Source organism: Winogradskyella sp. KYW1333 (assembly GCF_003335675.1).
In the GTDB taxonomy this organism is placed as follows: domain Bacteria; phylum Bacteroidota; class Bacteroidia; order Flavobacteriales; family Flavobacteriaceae; genus Winogradskyella.
Genome location: NZ_QPHL01000012.1, coordinates 167,523 through 186,850, shown reverse-complemented (window position 1 = coordinate 186,850; position 19,328 = coordinate 167,523). Strand labels below are relative to the sequence as shown.

At 32.4% G+C, this 19,328-nt stretch carries 19 protein-coding genes; 13 read left to right on the top strand and 6 right to left on the bottom strand.

The annotated features are described in order from the left end of the window. Positions 1-2: 2 nt before the first annotated feature. The 5 genes from DUZ96_RS03300 (at position 3) to DUZ96_RS03280 (ending at position 5,216) form a co-directional block, all read left to right on the top strand. The gene (locus DUZ96_RS03300; protein ID WP_114300531.1) at positions 3-1,775 is read left to right on the top strand and encodes a BatD family protein; all 1,773 of its coding nucleotides are present in this window, start codon (positions 3-5) and stop codon (positions 1,773-1,775) included. A 1-nt stretch (position 1,776) separates the two neighbouring features. Next, positions 1,777-2,532 (top strand): tetratricopeptide repeat protein, encoded by a 756-nt coding sequence (locus tag DUZ96_RS03295; protein WP_114300530.1) that lies wholly within the window; start codon positions 1,777-1,779, stop codon positions 2,530-2,532. Between the two features lie 23 nt (positions 2,533-2,555). Beyond that, positions 2,556-2,870, top strand: coding sequence for a hypothetical protein (locus DUZ96_RS03290; RefSeq protein ID WP_258774302.1), 315 nt, complete (start codon positions 2,556-2,558; stop codon positions 2,868-2,870). Positions 2,871-2,950: 80 nt separating this feature from the next. Then, complete coding sequence (locus tag DUZ96_RS03285) at positions 2,951-4,561, top strand: SulP family inorganic anion transporter (RefSeq protein WP_114300528.1); 1,611 nt, start codon at positions 2,951-2,953, stop codon at positions 4,559-4,561. 25 nt (positions 4,562-4,586) lie between these two features. Beyond that, positions 4,587-5,216, top strand: coding sequence for a carbonic anhydrase family protein (locus DUZ96_RS03280; RefSeq protein ID WP_114300527.1), 630 nt, complete (start codon positions 4,587-4,589; stop codon positions 5,214-5,216). 50 nt (positions 5,217-5,266) lie between these two features. On the opposite strand, the gene DUZ96_RS03275 is transcribed toward DUZ96_RS03280, so the two are convergent. Then, positions 5,267-5,785: a CvpA family protein gene (locus DUZ96_RS03275; RefSeq protein WP_114300526.1), complete on the bottom strand. Its 519-nt coding sequence runs from the start codon at positions 5,783-5,785 to the stop codon at positions 5,267-5,269. A 70-nt stretch (positions 5,786-5,855) separates the two neighbouring features. On the opposite strand from DUZ96_RS03275, the gene DUZ96_RS03270 reads away from it, so the two are divergent. Genes DUZ96_RS03270 through DUZ96_RS03260 form a run of 3 tightly spaced genes read left to right on the top strand, consistent with a single transcriptional unit; the run spans position 5,856 to position 7,666 of the window. Beyond that, a complete protein-coding gene (locus DUZ96_RS03270; RefSeq protein WP_114300525.1) occupies positions 5,856-6,212 on the top strand; it encodes a hypothetical protein in 357 nt (118 codons plus the stop codon). Positions 6,213-6,247: 35 nt separating this feature from the next. After that, positions 6,248-7,267 carry a phenylalanine--tRNA ligase subunit alpha gene (gene pheS, locus DUZ96_RS03265; protein WP_114300524.1) on the top strand — a complete coding sequence of 340 codons (1,020 nt, stop codon included), beginning with the start codon at positions 6,248-6,250 and terminating at the stop codon, positions 7,265-7,267. A 3-nt stretch (positions 7,268-7,270) separates the two neighbouring features. Next, on the top strand, positions 7,271-7,666 hold the full coding sequence (locus DUZ96_RS03260) for a hypothetical protein (RefSeq protein ID WP_114300523.1): 396 nt from the start codon (positions 7,271-7,273) through the stop codon (positions 7,664-7,666). A gap of 6 nt (positions 7,667-7,672) precedes the next feature. Here the strand turns inward: DUZ96_RS03260 and DUZ96_RS03255 are convergent, their stop codons facing one another. Continuing rightward, complete coding sequence (locus DUZ96_RS03255) at positions 7,673-8,674, bottom strand: NAD(P)H-dependent glycerol-3-phosphate dehydrogenase (RefSeq protein WP_114300554.1); 1,002 nt, start codon at positions 8,672-8,674, stop codon at positions 7,673-7,675. 200 nt (positions 8,675-8,874) lie between these two features. Here DUZ96_RS03255 and DUZ96_RS03250 point away from each other — a divergent pair, with 200 nt between their 5' ends. Together DUZ96_RS03250 and DUZ96_RS03245 are read left to right on the top strand one after the other, a co-directional pair. After that, positions 8,875-9,819 (top strand): nicotinic acid mononucleotide adenyltransferase, encoded by a 945-nt coding sequence (locus DUZ96_RS03250; protein ID WP_114300522.1) that lies wholly within the window; start codon positions 8,875-8,877, stop codon positions 9,817-9,819. A 113-nt stretch (positions 9,820-9,932) separates the two neighbouring features. Beyond that, a complete protein-coding gene (locus tag DUZ96_RS03245; RefSeq protein WP_114300553.1) occupies positions 9,933-10,337 on the top strand; it encodes a 6-phosphogluconate dehydrogenase in 405 nt (134 codons plus the stop codon). Here DUZ96_RS03245 and DUZ96_RS03240 read toward each other — a convergent pair. Genes DUZ96_RS03240 through mfd form a run of 3 tightly spaced genes read right to left on the bottom strand, consistent with a single transcriptional unit; the run spans position 10,321 to position 15,871 of the window. Further along, complete coding sequence (locus DUZ96_RS03240) at positions 10,321-11,622, bottom strand: thioredoxin-like domain-containing protein (RefSeq protein ID WP_114300521.1); 1,302 nt, start codon at positions 11,620-11,622, stop codon at positions 10,321-10,323. The genes DUZ96_RS03245 and DUZ96_RS03240 overlap by 17 nt on opposite strands. Positions 11,623-11,679: 57 nt before the next feature. Continuing rightward, on the bottom strand, positions 11,680-12,543 hold the full coding sequence (locus DUZ96_RS03235) for a DMT family transporter (protein WP_114300485.1): 864 nt from the start codon (positions 12,541-12,543) through the stop codon (positions 11,680-11,682). Further along, entirely contained in the window at positions 12,536-15,871 is a 3,336-nt protein-coding gene (gene mfd, locus DUZ96_RS03230) for a transcription-repair coupling factor (RefSeq protein WP_114300484.1), read from the bottom strand. The genes DUZ96_RS03235 and mfd overlap by 8 nt, the downstream gene beginning before the upstream one ends. Before the next feature lie 115 nt (positions 15,872-15,986). Between mfd and DUZ96_RS03225 the strand changes: the two genes are divergently transcribed. Then, complete coding sequence (locus tag DUZ96_RS03225) at positions 15,987-16,418, top strand: TerB family tellurite resistance protein (protein ID WP_114300482.1); 432 nt, start codon at positions 15,987-15,989, stop codon at positions 16,416-16,418. Positions 16,419-16,462: 44 nt separating this feature from the next. On the opposite strand, the gene fbp is transcribed toward DUZ96_RS03225, so the two are convergent. Beyond that, a complete protein-coding gene (gene fbp, locus DUZ96_RS03220) occupies positions 16,463-17,467 on the bottom strand; it encodes a class 1 fructose-bisphosphatase (protein ID WP_114300480.1) in 1,005 nt (334 codons plus the stop codon). A 159-nt stretch (positions 17,468-17,626) separates the two neighbouring features. Here fbp and DUZ96_RS03215 point away from each other — a divergent pair, with 159 nt between their 5' ends. After that, a complete protein-coding gene (locus DUZ96_RS03215) occupies positions 17,627-18,070 on the top strand; it encodes a GNAT family N-acetyltransferase (protein WP_258774301.1) in 444 nt (147 codons plus the stop codon). Further along, positions 18,070-19,320 (top strand): aspartate kinase, encoded by a 1,251-nt coding sequence (locus DUZ96_RS03210; RefSeq protein ID WP_114300476.1) that lies wholly within the window; start codon positions 18,070-18,072, stop codon positions 19,318-19,320. Before DUZ96_RS03215 ends, DUZ96_RS03210 begins: the two co-directional genes overlap by 1 nt. Positions 19,321-19,328 lie beyond the last annotated feature (8 nt).

Genomic DNA, 19,328 nt, shown 5'->3' with positions numbered 1-19,328 from the left:
TTATGAAAGTTAAACATTACATATCCATATTATTTATTTGCCTTCTCACTGGATTAGTCTCAGCTCAAGTTAAGTTTGAGGCTAAGGTTAGTAAGAAGAAACTTGGTGTAAACGAACGTCTTAGGATTGATTTTGAAATGAATAAAGATGGAGACAATTTTGTCCCACCTAGTTTCAATGATTTTGATGTAGTTGGTGGGCCAAATACCTCAGTGAGTAATTCTTGGTTAAATGGGAAACGTTCTTATACCAAAACATATAGTTATTTTTTGGCACCTAAAAAGCGAGGTAAGTTTACTATAAAACAAGCTACAATTGAAATTGAAGGAGAAATCTATAAAACATTTCCCATAACAATTAATGTAACTGCTGCAGTTGATGCTCCTAATGGAAATTCAGGTGCTTCTGACATTGCTGCGCAAAACATTCACTTAGTAGCGGAAGTTTCAAAAACAGATCCTTACCTAAATGAAGCCATAACAGTAGTTTATAAATTATATGTTTCACCAGAAACAGGCGTTAGTAATTGGAGAGAAAAAGACAATCCAAGATATAATGATTTTTGGAGTCAGAATATTGAAATAAAAGGCTTAAATATTCAAAAAGGGCTATATAAGGGTGAGGATTATAGATTTGTCGTATTACGCAAAACAGTACTTTATCCTCAGAAAACAGGTAAATTAAAATTAGAACCACTTGTTTTAGATATAACAGTAGAAGTACCTACAGGGCGAGCTGATATTTTTGGTAGGCCAATAATGACAAAGGTGCCTAAGACAGTTACTGCGGGTAGTAGAACAGTTAATGTTAAACCTTTGCCAGAAGTAGGTAAGCCTGCTGATTTTAAAGGAGCAGTTGGGGATTTTAATTTTAAAGTAACCACAACTAAAAGTCAACTTAATGCGACTGAATCTTTGCAGGCTAAAATTGAGGTTTCAGGTAAAGGAAACTTAAAGTTATTTGAGTTACCAAAACTTTCTGTTCCAAGCTCATTAGAGGTATATGAGCCTGAGCATAAAGAGAGTGTACGAACCAGATTAAGTGGAATGCAAGGAACAATTTCAGACACCTATACTATCGTTCCGCAATATAAAGGCAAATATCCTATACCTACAATATCATTTTCCTATTTTGATTTACAAACGGAAAGCTATAAAAGGGTTAATTCTGATGAATTGGTTGTAGATGTATTAGAGGGACCTACTGCATCAATTAGTAATACTGAAAGTTCTGAAACTATGGTAACAAAACAACCTGTTAGTCCAAATTCAAATACGTTTGCCTTTATAAAAACAAAGCCTAATTGGGTTGGTAAAACACATACACCATTTTTTCAATCTACAGCCTTTTGGTCCTTGTTACTCACACCGTTTTTTGCCATACCAATTGTAATTTTTATTAGAAGGAATAAGGATAAACGTGATGCTGATATTCACGGTAATAGAATAAGAAAAGCAGATAAATTATCTAGAAAATATTTAGGTGAGTCTAAAAAAGCACTGAATAACAAAGAGGCCTTTTATGTGGCACTAGAGAAAGCACTGCATAATTACTTGAAAGCAAAATTGAATATTGAGACGAGTGATTTTAATAAAGAGAAAATAGAATCTCTTTTATCTCAGCGAAATATTGATTCAACCAATATTTCGGAATTTATTTCAATATTAGAAAATTGTGAGTTGGCCAGATATACACCTATCACTCAAGACACAATGCAAAGTGATTATAATAGATCCGCTAAAACAATATCAACTATAGACAAACAAATAAGATAGGATGAGAGCAATTGCACTATTAATATTTTGTTTTTCATTTTTTGGTTTCAGCCAAAAAAATCAGCTGTTTGAGAAGGCTAATGAACTTTATAATGATGGTAAATATGTTGAGTCTATAGAAAAGTATGAAAGCATACTAGAATCAGAAGTTCATTCTTCAGAGCTTTATTTTAATATTGCCAACGCAAATTATAAGCTCAATAACATTGCATCAAGTGTTTATTATTATGAGAAAGCCCTATTGCTTAGTCCAAATGATGAAGAAATAAAGAATAACTTGGCTTTTGCAAGGAATATGACTGTAGACGCAATTGATACGGTTCCAGATGTTGGTTTTGCCAAAATATTGAAGAATTTTGTTACCACATTAAGTGCAGACACTTGGGCCATAATTGCTGTAATAGGCGTATTTGTGTTTGTGTTACTATTCTTGCTATATCATTTTGCCCAAGCGACTTCAAGAAAACGATTGGCGTTTATTATAAGTGTTGCAAGTTTATTTGTGGCGTGTTTGTCGGTTGCCATGGCGTTTCAGAGAGTACAATTAGATAATAAGGACAATCCTGCTATAGTTTTTGCTCAAGAATCTAGGGTAAAAGCAGATCCAAATAAAATGAGTGAAGAAGTTTTTAGACTTCATGAAGGAACTAAAATCCAAGTCTTAGACACATATGAAGATTGGAAAAAAATTCAACTGTCTGATAACTCAATTGGTTGGATACCATCTGAGGATATAAAGTTATTAAGTAATTTTTAATTTTATTTAACAAATCAATATTTGTGAAGTATTATCTTTGTGAACTTATGATTTTCAAAAAACTAACAGCTCTATTTATCGTTGTTTTATTTCTTTCGATAATTAGTGCACCGACAATTATTACTTCAATAGATAATTCTGTTGACATTTCCATGTTTGATGGTCTCGGTGAAGAAGAGGAAAGTGAAAACTTTAAAATTCTTATCGAAACTATGTCTACTAATATGGAACAAACGGATTATTCTCTTTTAGAAAAAGACAGAATTGACTTTACACATGGTTTATATAGTAAACCCCTCATTAATATTATTTCACCACCTCCCGAAATAATCAATTAAATCTTAGTCTCAACTTTATTTATTTATCAATAATCTCATAACTGTTTTAAACAGAAAACAGTTATAAAACGTATTTTAATATGTTTAAAACTTTAAAAAATGACATACCGGCGAGTATTGTCGTATTCTTTGTCGCTTTACCTCTTTGTTTAGGTATTGCATTAGCTAGTGGCGCACCATTATTTTCTGGTTTAATTGCTGGTATTATAGGTGGAATTGTCGTAGCTAGTATTAGTGGATCTACTATAGGTGTCAGTGGACCAGCAGCGGGACTAGCTGCCATTGTTGCAACTGCCATTATTACATTAGGTGGTTTAGATAACGGTGGATTTGAAAAATTTTTAGTAGCTGTTGTGTTGGGCGGAATAATTCAAATCCTTTTAGGATTTGCTAAGGCAGGTATAATCGCATACTTTTTCCCTTCATCAGTAATTAAAGGAATGTTGACTGGTATAGGAATCATCATTATTTTAAAACAAATACCTTATTTTTTCGGAATGGGGAACAATCCAACTGGTAACTTTTCATTTCTAGATGTAAAGTGGGAAGGATTTAAACTAGTGTCCGATCTTTTAAACAGCCTTAATGCGCTGCTCAGTGGTAACATTAGTATGGGCGCAACAACTATTGGTGTGATAGGACTTGGGATTTTACTATTATGGGCTAATATACTTTCTAAAAAAGCTAAAATATTCCAATTAATTCAAGGACCATTAATTGCGGTCATCATAGGTATATTCTTCTACATTATAACAAAAGGTGATACTTTAGGTCTAATAGAGAGCCAATTGGTATCTGTTCCAGTCCCTGATAGTTTTGACAATTTTAAAGGCCAGTTTAGCTTTCCAAATTTTTCAGCTATTGGAGATAAAGATGTTTGGGTAATAGCATTTACAATAGCAATTGTTGCAAGTTTAGAAACCTTATTGTGTGTTGAAGCTACAGATAAATTAGACCCGAATAAAAATGTAACACCTACCAATAGAGAATTAATCGCCCAAGGAACAGGTAATATAATTTCAGGATTAATTGGTGGGCTTCCTATAACCCAGGTAATTGTGAGAAGTTCAGCAAATATTCAATCTGGTGGTCGTACAAAGGCAAGTGCTATCATTCATGGCTTCTTTCTCTTAATATCAGTTATTTTAATTCCAACATTATTGAATAAAATTCCATTATCGGTGCTTGCGGCTATTTTATTTGTGGTTGGATTTAAATTAGCAAAACCATCAACATTTAAAACAATGTTTAGTTTAGGGTGGAAGCAATGGCTACCATTTATGGCTACTGTTTTACCAATGGCCATTACAGGTGATTTATTATTGGGAGTTGGACTAGGGCTTGTATTTGGTATTTTTGTTATCTTACTTAAAAGCTTTCAAAACTCACACTTTTTGCATAAAGAAGGTGAAAACATAGCTGATGGAATTATTAAAATGACACTTGCCGAAGAGGTAACCTTCTTTAATAAAGCTGCAATTTTAAAAGAATTAGATAATCTTCCAGAAAACTCTATTTTAGAGTTAGATGTTAGTAAAACAAAATATCTTGATAATGACATTATTGAAATCCTGGAGGATTTTGCAGTCAAAGCAAAAGAAAGGTGTATTAATATAAAGGTATTTTCCGAGAGAGGAAAAATTGAAAATCCTGATAGTTTTATAGAATTTTTTAATCTAGCGAAAAAATAGTCAATTAAAATAAAGTTAACATTATATGAAAAATACAGCTATAACAAAAGATTTACAGAGTAAAATGACTCCCGAGTCTGTTTTACAAGATTTATTAGACGGTAATAACCGTTTTGTTGATGGAAGCCCAGAAGGAGCAGACAATGGAGCTTTGGTAAGCCAAACTATCAACGGACAATATCCTAAAGCAGTAGTATTATCTTGCATAGACTCTAGAGTACCAGTTGAAACAGTTTTTGATCAGGCTATTGGAGACATATTTGTAGCTAGAGTAGCTGGAAATTTTGAAAATTCAGATATTTTAGGAAGTTTAGAGTATTCTTGTAAAGTTGCTGGAAGTAAATTAGTACTGGTGTTAGGTCATGAATCTTGTGGTGCTGTAAAGGCAGCATGTGATGGAGTGGAACTTGGTAATATAACACACTTATTGAGTAATATTTTACCTGCAGTTCATCAGTCTGCTGAAGAAGTAGAAGGTGAGGCAAATTCTTCTAACAAAATATTTGTTGCAAAAACAGTAGAAAACAATGTAAAATTAACTATTGATCGCATTCGTATTAAGAGCCCAATACTAAAAGAAATGGAAGACAATGGTGAAATAGCTATTGTTGGAGGCGTGTACAGTTTACATACAGGAAAAGTAGAAATGTTTTAAATTACAGTTTATAAATAAGTTAAAAGCCATTCTTTTAAGAATGGCTTTTTTTATGCTTTATTTTCGGAAGTGTTTTCCTCTTCTATTTCACTTTTTATAATATTTGGAAAAATCATTGGTGCTAAAGATTTTACAGGTTCATAAAGAACACTTTCTTCCAAATCATCTTGTCCCATAAAAGAAAGAGTTTTATTCAGTTTATTAAATACTATTAATAGTACGCTTAAAATTAAACCAATTTTGAGCACACCAAAAATACCACCTAAAAGCTTATTTAAAATACCCAAAGCAGCAAAGTCAGCTAACTTTGTTAATGCTTTTCCAGCCAAACTAATTGCCAGAACAATAATTACAAAAGTTATGGCGAAAGCTACAATATTAATAGTTTTTTCACTCCAATTTAGTTTAGATTCTAGGATTTCAGTGGCAAATCCACTAAAGTGAATGGCTCCATATACACCTAAAACTAAAGCTAATAAAGAAGCTATTTCAACAAATAGACCTTTCATGGCACCACGAATGAGCCCAAATAGTAATAAGGCTCCTAAAACAATATCAATGATATTCATAATTATAGCTGTTTAAGCAAATATAAATTAACTTTACTAATTTTATAACGAGAGAGATGGTGGATAAATTATGGCACGAGACGAACAATTAAAGGAACGCTGGGATATATTGGTAGAAAAACTATCAAAACAATTTGCTGATGGTGATACTTTAGACTTAGATGCAATTATATATTTAATAGGTGTTCAAGAACTTGGTCAACTTCATCGTGTATATAAAAAAGACCACAAGCTAGACTTGATGCATATTGCAATTTGCAAACTTTTGACACCATATGGTTTTTATGAGTTTGATTTTGTTGACGATGATGGCTGGCCACACTATAAGGTTAAAGAACAATTACCTCATCTCAAAGCAGGTGAACAAAGTATACTTATGAAGGAGGCTATTGTGAACTATTTTGTTGAAACAGAGTATATCGACTAATAATTTTTAAATTTGCGGTCTGAAATTAAGACAGAATGATAGATAAGTTAAAAGAACTCATTGCAGAAGCTGAAGCATTTTCTGCTCAGTCAAAAGATGAAGTTGAAGCGTTTAGAATTAAATTCCTTGGTTCTAAAGGTCTTTTAAAACAATATTTTGCTGAGTTTAAAAACGTAGCAAACGAGCAAAAGAAGGAATTTGGCCAAACTATAAATCAGTTAAAGAAAACGGCTGAAGATAAGGTAAATGCTTTAAATGATGCTTTAGAACAACAAGATGAAGATAAAGGTATTTATGGTGATTTATCACGTCCTGGTGACCCTATAGCTTTAGGTGCTCGCCATCCAATTTCAATTGTTAAAAATCAGATTATAGATATATTCTCACGCATAGGATTCAATGTAAGTGAAGGTCCTGAAATTGAAGACGATTGGCATAATTTTACAGCGCTTAATTTACCTGAATATCATCCGGCCAGAGATATGCAGGATACGTTTTTTATTCAGACTGATCCGGATATTTTATTACGTACACATACAAGTTCTGTTCAGGTGCGATATATGGAAAATAACAAACCTCCAATTCGTACAATTTCTCCAGGAAGAGTTTACAGAAATGAAGCTATATCGGCGCGTTCGCACTGTTTTTTCCATCAGGTAGAAGGATTATACATTGATAAAGATGTTAGTTTTGCAGACTTAAAACAAACACTTCAATATTTCACAACCGAAATGTTTGGTAAGTCAAAAATTAGATTGCGTCCTTCATATTTCCCATTTACTGAACCGAGTGCTGAGGTTGATGTTTATTGGGGACTCGAAACAGAGACCGATTATAAAATGACCAAGGGAACAGGTTGGTTAGAAATAATGGGATGTGGTATGGTAGATCCAAATGTATTGGAAAACTGCGGTATAGACTCTAAGGAATATTCTGGTTTTGCATTTGGGATGGGAATAGACCGTATTGCTTTATTGCTTCATCAAATTAGTGATATTCGTCTGTTAAGCGAGAACGATATTCGTTTTCTCGAGCAGTTTAAATCAGCATTGTAATTTGTGAGAAAGGACATTGAAATCCCAGAAGTAAAAAACGTATTTGTTGCTGTTGTTAAAGAGGAGCATTTAGAGTATAAAACTAAGGATTGGAATGTCTATATCATTAATGATAGCGACGATGATTTAGATACAGTTCTCATAGTATCAAAAGGATACTCAGATAAAAATATTACTCCACCAATGCGTCACACTTTGAAGATGCTTCCATCAAGAAGTTACGCAAAGATTGAATATTTACAAGAAGCAGTTTTAGGATTGAATAATGAGTTTAAGGTAACGTTTTTTAAAGGAAATCAGATGTTTGATAAAACGTATTTGTTTAGGAAGAATACCATTAATCAAAATGCCTTGCAAACTATTCCATTAATGCATTTAAAAGGAGTTTTGATAAAGTAGATTCTCTTAATCTAGGTGGTCCGTTAGTTTCTTAAAGACTTTTTTAGGATTTTTGTTTTCGTACAAAATTGCATTAACCGCATTTATAATTGGTAAACGCGTTTTATTGGTGTTTTTGTCATTCAATAATTTTGCACTTTTTGTGGCGTAATAACCCTCTGACACCATATTCATTTCCATCATTGCAGATTTAACCGTATAACCTTTACCAATCATATTGCCAAACATTCTATTTCTAGAGAATGTAGAATACCCAGTCACCAATAAATCTCCTAAATATGCTGAATTATTGATATTCCGTTTCATTTTGTGCATTTTCTTTATAAAACGTTTCATTTCGCGTATTGAATTGCTCATTAAAACACTTTGAAAATTATCTCCATATCCCAATCCATGTGCAATCCCAGCTGCTATTGCATATATATTCTTTAACATTACAGCATATTCTACACCTATGATGTCATCGCTAATTTTTGTTTTGATATAATGGCTTGTTAAACTATTGGCAATGGTCTGAGCCTTGTTAGCATCTACACAAGATATTGTAAGGTAAGATAACCGTTCTAATGCTACCTCTTCCGCATGACATGGTCCCGCAATCACCGCAATATTTTCAAAAGGTATTTTATAGATATTATGGAAATGTTCACCAACTAATAAGCCCGATTCAGGGATTATACCTTTTACCGCAGAAACGATTGTTTTTTGACTTATGTCTACTTTTAATTTTTTGAGTTCAGAATCCATAAAAGCCGACGGGATAGCAAAAATTAAAATATCTGCCCACTCAGTAATTTCGTTAATGTCGTTACTTAGCTTCAATTGATCTGATTGAAACTCCACTGAACTTAAATAACTAGGATTATGTTGTTCTTTATTTAAGTGATCTTTTATATAGGCACTACGCATATACCAACTAACCTCATCTAAATTTTCACATAGCATTTTTACTATAGCGGTAGCCCAACTTCCTGCACCAAAAACAGCATATCTAGTTGTTTCACTCATATAATTATCATCTGTTAATTGCATCAAAAATAAGGAAAGTTTGGTGGATAGTCTAATGTTATTATTAGTGAGACTAAGTCAATAAATATTTATGATTTAAAGGATTTAAACATCAATTTTTCAAATTGTAAAATGAGTAATTTCAGTTTTTGGCACAGGTTTTGAATTTAACAATGTAATAAACTTAAAACAGTTGAATTATGAAGACATTGAAATTACTTTTAGGTTTTGCATTGAGTGCAACTTTATTTACTTCCTGTTATACAGACGAGGTAGTAATATTGGATAACAATCCAGGAGTATCATTAAATCAATTATTGAATTCTTATGAATTGTGGTATGTTGATATTAATCAAACTCAAGGTTATGGTGAAACCCCATTTTTACAAATTGCTTTTACACTTTCGTTTAGAAACGGAAATCTTTTTGCTAATAATAATCTTGTAGATTTTGGTATTCAAGGCAATGGCTTTGGAGTCCCTATCGGAAATTATGTGGCATATGATATGATATTAGATGTAGATCATATAATTGACGGATTTGATAGTTTTGATGTGTATCAAATCAATAACAATACAATTGAACTTTATAATCCATTTAACGATACGTCTTATTTTTTAAGAGGTTATCAGAGAAACAATTTTGACTATGATTTTATATTCTATGATAACATCCATTATTTTTTACAGGAGTATGAGGCATGGGAAAAGGTTTACACTAGCGATTATGGAGCTTTAAATGAGTTTGATAACGAGTACTATCTTCAGTTTTTGTCTGGTGGCAATGATTCTACATTTAGAAGCTCTCAAGATGTAAATATTTACGACCCAAATAATATTTACTGGGATTATATTGGAGTGTATGGCGTTGGAGATGTATCAGGAAATATGTATCTAAAAACTTTAACTCTAGATTATGATTTCTTCGACAATGAATTCTTTGAACTAAGCGTTATCAATGATGGGGCCATTGAGTTACTTCACCCAAGCTCAGGAACAATTTATGAGTTTGAAGGAAAAGGATACATACCTTATTACAGAAGTTCTGATACACAAGGTAGAGTAACAAAGGAGGTAGATAAGCCTAAAAAGAGAAAACAAAAAACATCTAAGGTAGATAACTCTAGAGAAAATACAAGAAGCTAAATTTTGGTTGGTTATTTAGTTTCAAAACGCTCAGATAAAACACTTGGTTTTACTGAGCGTTTTTTGCTGTGTTGTTATATTTTCATAATTTCGTTAATACCTTAATTAAAAAAATGGGCGATAAAATACCAACATTAAAATCCAGATTTAAAGGATTTATTCTTAAAATAGTAATTGGCGTTTTAGTGCTAACATGCTTAGCGATATGGACTTGCTCTTGGACCTATTCTAGCGGTATACGTGCTGGGCAATTAATAAAATTCAGTAAAAAAGGAATTTTTTTTAAAACTTATGAAGGTGAACTGAATTTAGGAGGCTTGAGAATGGGGGAATCTAACAATGGTTTACGAGGTAATTTATGGGAGTTTTCTGTTTTAGATACAGATGTATTAAATAAACTTGAAGACGCTGAAGGAAAAAGAGTAAAACTAAGTTATAAAGAACGTTTTAAAGCTATGCCTTGGCAGGGTGATACAAATTATTTTGTGACAGATGTGGAAATTATAAATTCTCAATAAGTACTTCTAGATCTTCAAATGCATAAGGCTTAGCCATTATAATTTTATCTTCACTTAGTAAAAAATACATTGGTGTAGCCGCTATCCCATAAGTCTTAACAATAGGGTTTTCCCATTTGCCTAAACCAATGGCATGTGTAAAATCTGGGTATTTTTCTATTTCCTTTGTCCAGTCAATAGAATCGTTTTCAAGACCAAAGGCAACCACTTCAATATTAGATTTGTTTGTTACAAGTTCTTTTACTTTTGGTAATTCCTTTAAACAATGACCACAGCCACTGCTCCAAAATACAAGCAGGTAATATTCGGAACCTTCAAGACTATGCAGATCTGATGTACTATCTTTTGATTTAATGTCAAAATTTGGTGCCTTTGTGCCAATTGAGGTGTTTTTATATGAAATTATTGATTCTGCTAAAACTATGTTACCTGTGGCATTTGCCAAATCCAATAAGTACATGTCTGTAATATAATTGGTCAATTCATGATTTTCTAAATTTACAAACCGTTGCCATAATATTTTAAGTAGCGTTGTTTTAATTTCTGAATTATCACTTCCAATAGCTTTGGCAACATCATCTACATGCGATTTAAATGTGTCATTACTTGGGTTTTGCTCCATGTTAAAGACATATGCTGTAATTCTGTCCACTAAAAATGAAGAACTTTGCAATAGGTAATTACTAAAATCTATTTGGTTTAGATAATGCTTTTTTAAATTATTGGAATAGGTACTTACATCCTGGTATTCCGATGGGATGTAAGGTCTGTTCGCAAGAATAAAAGAAGATACAAGTTTATCACGTGCTAAATCTTCATACCCTTTTTGTGTGTCTTTTAAAGTTTTAAAAATTGCATTAAATCCTTCCTCGTCTTTTACATTTTTTGTGTAATAATTACTAATGGTGATATTCACCATTTCCATACTTTTTAAATACGAATTCCAAAGTTTATTTTCTTCAGAATATTTAAATTCTACCCCTTTTTCATAACTAAAGTTGAAATCAACAGACTCCTTACCATCATAGATAAAATCAAAATTGTTTTCTTCTGGTGGAATAGCATATACAATTTTATATATTCCTGGAGTTACGGTTTCATTGAGTGGTATTTCAAAACGACCTAAGCTATCAAGTTTTCCACTATCTACATAATCAGCACCCTCTGGTGAAGCCTTGTATAAAAAAGCATATGTAAAATCTTTTGAAGGGGAAAATGTACCAGAAACACTTTGGGAATAACCCAAGAATGGTAGAACAATAAAAGCAAGGATTAATTTTTTCATGTTGTAAATATGTCTTCTGCGATAAGGTTTCAATAATTACGCCAATTATAATGTTTTCTAAATTTTTTTAGATCGAACACTTTCAATAAAAACCGTTGCAAGTATTAATGAGCCACCAACAAATGTATGTAATGTTGGTATTTCATTCAAGAAAAAGTAAGCTATAATAATTCCAAATACTGGTTGTGCACTCCCAATTATACTTGCTGTACTCGCTTTAAAGTATTTAAGACTATTTATAAAAAGAGTATGACCAATCGCAGTTGTTAATAATGCAAGAAGCAATACATATGGATATTGTGTTTTTATATTTGAACTCTCCAAAAAATAAAGACTAGGCATTAAAACAATAGCAAGAATTCCTACTTGATAAAACATTAACATGGTGCCATTGTAGTTTGTTGCATGTGTTTTTAAGATAAGAATCCTTATTGAGTAACAAACTGCCGAGAGAACTCCCAAGAGAACACCTTGAAGCTGATTACTTTTAAGGTCAAATTCTGGTGCAAGAATAAAGATGCCAATTAACACAATAATACCCAATAAAACATGCATTGGATCGAATTTTATTCTTGTAAAAATTGGTTCTAGTAAGGCTATAATCACAGGGAATGTAAATAATGACAGCATCCCAATTGCTACATTAGATAGTTTTAAAGCATAGAAATAGGTAATCCAATGTGCTCCCATAAATATGGAAGCTAAAAAAAAAGTCCATCGATCTCGACCACTATTAACCTTTAAACTAATCTTTTTGGCTAAACAGAATAGTAATAAAAACACACCTGCTAAGGCAGATCGCCACCAAATAATTATTGGAGTTGGTAATTCAATAAATTTTCCTAGGGCACCTGAGGTACTAATAAATATTGTTGCTACTGTTAGCCACAATAAGTGATTTATGTGGCTTTTATCACTCATTTACATTAGTTAATGTTTCTAAAGCTTGTTTTATGGACTTTACATTTTCAAAAGTGAAAAGTAAACGTAAACCATTTCTGGTTTTTTTCTCTTTCATTTTACACTTTCCGGCATTTAATTGAACAAACTGTAATACCTTGGAAAAAGCGTCGCTTTGATAGAATTGACTTTGCTGATCTTGTATAAAATAGCCTATAAGTCTACCTTGTTTCATTATCAGTTTTTCTATTCCCATCTTTACTGCCACCCACTTTAAACGAACGCTATTAAATAAATCGGATACCTGGACTGGTACTTCTCCAAATCTATCAACAATTTCAGACTCAAATTTTTGCAGTTCTTCTTCTGTCTTTATTTCATTGAGCTTGGTGTAAAGATTAAACCGTTCTGTAATGTTGTTAACGTAGTCATCTGGGAAAAGCAATTCAAAATCAGTATCTATAGTTATATCCTTAACGTATTGTTTTAGTTTACCATCATTTTTATATAAATCTGCAAACTCGGATTCTTTTAATTCCTCAATTGCTTCATTTAAAATCTTTTGATAGGTGTCAAATCCAATATCATTAATAAAACCACTTTGTTCACCTCCTAGCAAATCACCAGCACCTCTGATTTCAAGATCTTTCATGGCAATATTGAATCCACTACCCAGTTCTGTAAACTGCTCCAAAGCGGTAATACGTTTTCTTGCATCTGTTGTCATTGCAGAATATTCTGGTGTAATGAAATAACAAAAGGCTTTTTTATTGCTACGTCCAACACGACCTCTCATCTGATGAAGGTCACTCAACCCAAAATTATTGGCGTTATTGATAAATATTGTATTGGCATTTGGGACATCCAAACCACTTTCTACAATTGTTGTACTAACTAATACGTCAAATTCACCATTCATAAAGGCCAACATTAGTTCCTCTAATTTTTTACCATCTAATTGGCCATGGCCAATACCGATTTTTGCATCAGGGACTAATCGCTGAATCATACCAGCAACCTCTTTTATATTTTCAATTCTATTATGAATAAAAAAGACTTGACCGCCACGTTGTATTTCATAGCTGATAGCATCTCTAATTGTATCCTCATTAAACCTTATAACATGACTTTCTATAGGGTAACGATTTGGTGGAGGTGTTGTAATTACAGACAGATCTCTCGCTGCCATTAAACTAAATTGAAGTGTTCTAGGAATTGGTGTTGCGGTTAGGGTTAATACATCAACATTTTCCTTAATTGTCTTTAGTTTTTCTTTTACTGCGACACCAAATTTTTGTTCTTCATCAACAATAAGCAAACCTAAATCTTTGAATTTTACGGATTTATTTGCGAGTTGATGCGTTCCTATTATAATATCTATACTACCCTTTTCTAACCCTTCTAGGGTCTCTCTTTTTTGCTTTGCTGTTCTAAAGCGGTTAACATAATCTACTGTTACTGGGAAATCTTTTAATCGCTCAGTAAACGTTCTGTAATGTTGATACGCTAATATTGTCGTAGGAACTAACACAGCCACTTGTTTGCCATTATCTACTGCTTTAAAAGCAGCTCTAATAGCAACCTCAGTTTTACCAAACCCAACATCACCACAGACTAAACGGTCCATTGGTCTTTCACTTTCCATATCAGCTTTAATGTCTGCTGTAGAGGAGGTCTGATCTGGTGTGTCTTCATAAACAAAAGATGCTTCAAGTTCATGTTGCATATAACTGTCCTGTGCGTACTGAAACCCTTTTTTTAGTTTTCGTTTTGCGTATAGTTTAATTAGGTTAAATGCAATCTCTTTTACACGAGATTTAGTTTTTTGTTTAAGGTTTTTCCAAGCTTTACTACCTAATTTATAGATTTTAGGTGGCTTTCCGTCCTTACCGTTAAACTTGGTTATTTTATGTAGCGAGTGAATACTCAAATAAAGAATATCACGCTCACCGTAAACCAATTTTATGGCTTCTTGCTTTTTACCTTCAACCATAATTTTTTGCAAACCACCAAACTTACCAATACCATGATCAATATGCGTTACATAATCTCCAACCTCTAAATTGGTTAACTCTTTTAGGGTTATAGCCTGCTTTTTTGCATAACCGTTTTTTAAATGGAATTTGTGATAGCGATCAAAGATTTGATGATCAGTATATACCGCAATTTTTTGTTCCTCATCAATAAAACCCTGGTATAATGAAACCACAATGGTTTTATAATGAACCTGCTCTTCAACATCATCAAAAATGTCATGAAATCGTTTTGCTTGTTGCTCGCTAACACAAGCAATGTAGTTTACTATTCCATTGGAGTGATTTTCGTTTAAATCTTCAATTAATAGATTAAAATGTTTGTTAAAAGCGGGTTGAGGTTTGGTTTTAAAGTCTATTACTTTACCATCCATAATCGATGAAGACCCAAACTCCACTAAATTATATTCCAAGAATTGTCTCTTAAGCAATTCAGAATTGCAGAATAATTCGGAAGGAGAGGCGTGTTTTATTTCACTTGATAATTCCTTAAATGCATCTTCAGCTTTTATGTAGAAATCATCAATTCTAGAGAATAAAAGTGAGCTATTCTTTGAGAAAACTACTGTTTTAGAAGAAATATATTTTAGAAAGCTTTCACGCTTCTCTTCAATAAATTTATTAGCAACATTTGGGATTATACTGACCTTCTTAATACGTTCTGTGGAGAGTTGGGTTTCTACATCAAATGTTCTAATACTGTCAACTTCATCCCCAAAAAACTCAATCCGGTAGGGTTCATCATGAGAAAATGAGAAAACATCGACAATACCACCTCTTACGGAAAATTCTCCAGGTTCTGTCACAAAATCAACACGCTTAAACTTATATTCAAAAAGCACTTCGTTAACAAAATCTATACTCAATTCATTTCCAACGGAAATTTTAAGAGTGTTTTTCTCAAGCTCTTTTTTGGTTACTACTTTTTCAAAAAGTGCATCAGGATAAGTAACTATTACGGCAGGTTTTCTTCTAGAGTTAATACGGTTTAGAACCTCTGCTCTTAATAATACATTGGCGTTATTTGTTTCTTCAATTTGATAAGGTCTTCTGTAACTACCAGGATAAAACAGTACATCTTTATCATTAATAAGTTGTTCTAAATCGTTGAGGAAATATGCAGCTTCTTCTTTATCATCAAAAATCAATAAAAATGGTTTGTCAGTAGATTTAAAGGTTTCGGACAATACATATGAAAATGAAGATCCTACCAACCCTTTGAGGTGCGTATTAGCTTCAGTATGGGCAATAGCATTTCTGAGATTTTGCACTTGCAAAGTCTCTGCATATGTTTTGGAAATTAATGCTTTGCTCAAGTTCCTTTATTTGAAGGTGCAAATATAAAATTTTTGAGCTGTTCTGTAATGATAAATTCTAGGAATAGAATTATATTTGTAGGCACATTAACTAAAGACTATTAAACCTATTTTTATGTCCATTTCAGATTTATACGATAACGAATTTAGAAAGCGAAATAAAGACCATTTTGGAGCTATTGTAAGAGTTGCTATGAGTGATGGTGTAATCTCGGAGGAGGAAAAAGAATTTCTAAATCGATTAGCAGACAGATTAAATATCAGTGAGCATGATTACAAAAGAATAATGAAGGATTATGAATCTCACCCTGTAAATCCACCAGTATCCTATGACCACAGATTAGAACGTTTATTCGATCTTGCTAGAATGGTAGCGGCAGATAAAATACATCAAGAAGAAGAAAAGAAAATATTAAGAAAATTCTGTGTTGCACTTGGTTTTCATGCTATTAACGTAAAGTATATAACGGATAAAGCACTAGAATTAGTTAGCCAAGGTCATGATTTAGACGAATTTATTGATGGTATAAAAAATATGAATCAATAATAATCAATACACTTAATTAAAAAGCGAGCAATTAGCTCGTTTTTTTATGCGTTGCGCATAAATTCCTCAGCCTTTTCTACCATATTTTTACTTCCACAAATAAAAGGGACACGTTCGTGTAATTCTGTCGGTTCAATATCCATTATCCTAGTAAAACCATCGCTGGCTTTACCATTGGCTTGTTCTGCTAAAAAAGCCATTGGGTTACATTCATATAACAGACGTAACTTACCGTTCATGTTTTTTGAACTCTTAGGATACATGTAAATTCCCCCTTTAATCATATTCCTATGAAAGTCTGAAACTAGAGAACCAATATATCTGGAAGTATAAGGTCTGTCCTCTTCTTCTTTCTGACAATATTTTATAAAGTCTTTAATTCCTTTTGGGAAGTGTATATAGTTACCCTCATTTACCGAATAGATTTGACCATCTTCTGGGAATTGCATATTTGGGTGAGATAAATAAAACGAACCTATGGCTGGATTCAGGGTAAACCCATTAACACCATCTCCAGTGGTATATACTAACATTGTTGATGTTCCATAAATAACATACCCAGCTGCAACTTGTTGATTTCCTTTTTGAAGAAAATCTTCAATAGTCACAGGAGTACCAACTGGTGTTACACGCCTGTAAACAGAGAAAATGGTACCTACAGAAACGTTTACATCAATATTAGATGAACCATCTAGAGGGTCAATTAAAACAATATACTTGTTTTGATGGTTTTCATCTTGACTGTTTATAGCTACAAAATCATCCTCTTCTTCACTTGCAATACCACAAACAATGTTTCTTTTTGTCATAGTTTGGATAAACTTCTCATTAGCATATACATCTAATTTTTGCTGATTTTCCCCTTGTATATTGGTGTCACCAACTGCACCTAAAATATCAACAAGACCTGCTTTATTAACCTCGTGGTTAACCACTTTAGCCGCTAGTCTTATAGAATTTATTAATCTAGAGAGTTCTCCAGAGGTATATTTAAATGAGGACTGATTTTCAATAATAAACTCACCGAGAGTTTGATTAGTATGAGACATGAAGCATTAAATTGAATAATTGACACAAATATCGTATTATTTTACAAACTATAACGTTTTCGTAAATTAAATTAATTGTTATGTAACGTTAGTTTTGAATTATATTTGAGTTCTTTTAAGATAAGTATGTACCAACCAAGATTAGCAACAATAAAAGATATGCCAAGAGTTTTAGAACTCATCAATGAATTGGCAATTTTTGAGAAAGAACCTGATGCAGTTGAGGTTACTTTAAAAGATCTGAAGAATGATGGTTTTGGTGCACACCCAAAATTCACATGTTTTGTTGTAGAAATTAATAATGAAGTTGAAGGCATAGCCCTTGTATATCCAAGGTATTCAACATGGAAAGGTGAAGTTATTCATTTAGAAGACCTCATGGTAAGTGAGTCTTGTAGAGGATTAGGGCTTGGGACAATATTGTTAGATGAAGTAGTGAAATATGCAAAAAGCCTAAATGTAAAACGTGTGAGTTGGGAGGTTTTAGACTGGAACGAACCGGCAATTAAATTTTACGAAAGTAAAGGCGCAAAAATAATGCGAGACTGGGATGTTGTTCAATTAGATGAAGAAGCTATTGGTAATTATTTAAAGAATTTATAATGCAAGTTTATAAGTTTGGTGGTGCTTCTGTTAAGGACGCGGAAGGCGTAAGAAACGTTGCAAAAGTATTGAACACAACAGGCTATGAAAACACACTTGTTGTGGTTTCTGCGATGGGCAAAATTACCAATGCCTTAGAATTGGTTGTTAAAAATTATTTTGATAATAAAGCTGAATTACAGAGTACAATTCACGATGTGATTAAATACCACAATGAAATTATTCTAGAATTATTTGAGAATGACAGACATAATATTTTTAATGTAGTTAAATCATTGTTTGATGAGCTTACATTATTCTTTAAAAATAATAAATCACCAGACTACAATTTTGTTTATGATCAAACCATAGGATTTGGTGAACTTGTTTCTACTACAATAATTAGCTATTATTTGAATGAAATTGGGTTAAAAAATAAATGGATCGATGTCAGGGAATATATAAAAACAGATAATTACTACAGAAGAGCCAATGTTAATTGGGAAACGACTCAAGCAAATATTTCGTCGAAGTTTGATGCTAAAAAACTGAATATTACCCAAGGATTTTTAGGTAGTGATACTAATAATTTTACAACTACATTAGGCAGAGAAGGAAGTGATTATACTGCGGCTATTTTTGCATATTGTTTAAACGCAAATAGCGTTACTATTTGGAAAGATGTACCTGGCGTTTTAAATGCAGACCCAAGGTATTTTGAAAATACTCAATTATTGCATCAAATATCTTATAGAGAAGCTATTGAGCTCGCTTTTTATGGAGCCTCCGTAATTCATCCCAAAACATTACAGCCTTTGCAAAGAAAAGAAATTCCATTGTTTGTAAAATCATTTCTAAACCCTAAAAATGATGGAACAAAAGTTTCGAAGGGTAAAGTACTAGATCCAGAAATCCCTTGTTTTATTGTAAAGAAAAATCAAACACTTATTTCGTTATCATCTTTAGATTTCTCATATATAGTCGAGGAAAATATCAGTGATATATTCAATTTATTACACCTATATAAAATGAAAGTTGATGTCATACAAAATTCCGCCATAAGTTTTTCCGTTTGTGTAGATAATATTTATGATAATCTTGAAAAGCTGTTACAACACTTAAAGGCAAAATTTAAAGTAACGAGTTATGACAATGTTAGTCTTTATACAATAAGACATTATAACAATGATGCAATAACTGAATTAGAAAACGGCAAAACAGTTTTATTGAAACAATTAACACAGCAGACAGTTCAAATTGTCACTAAATAAATAGTTAT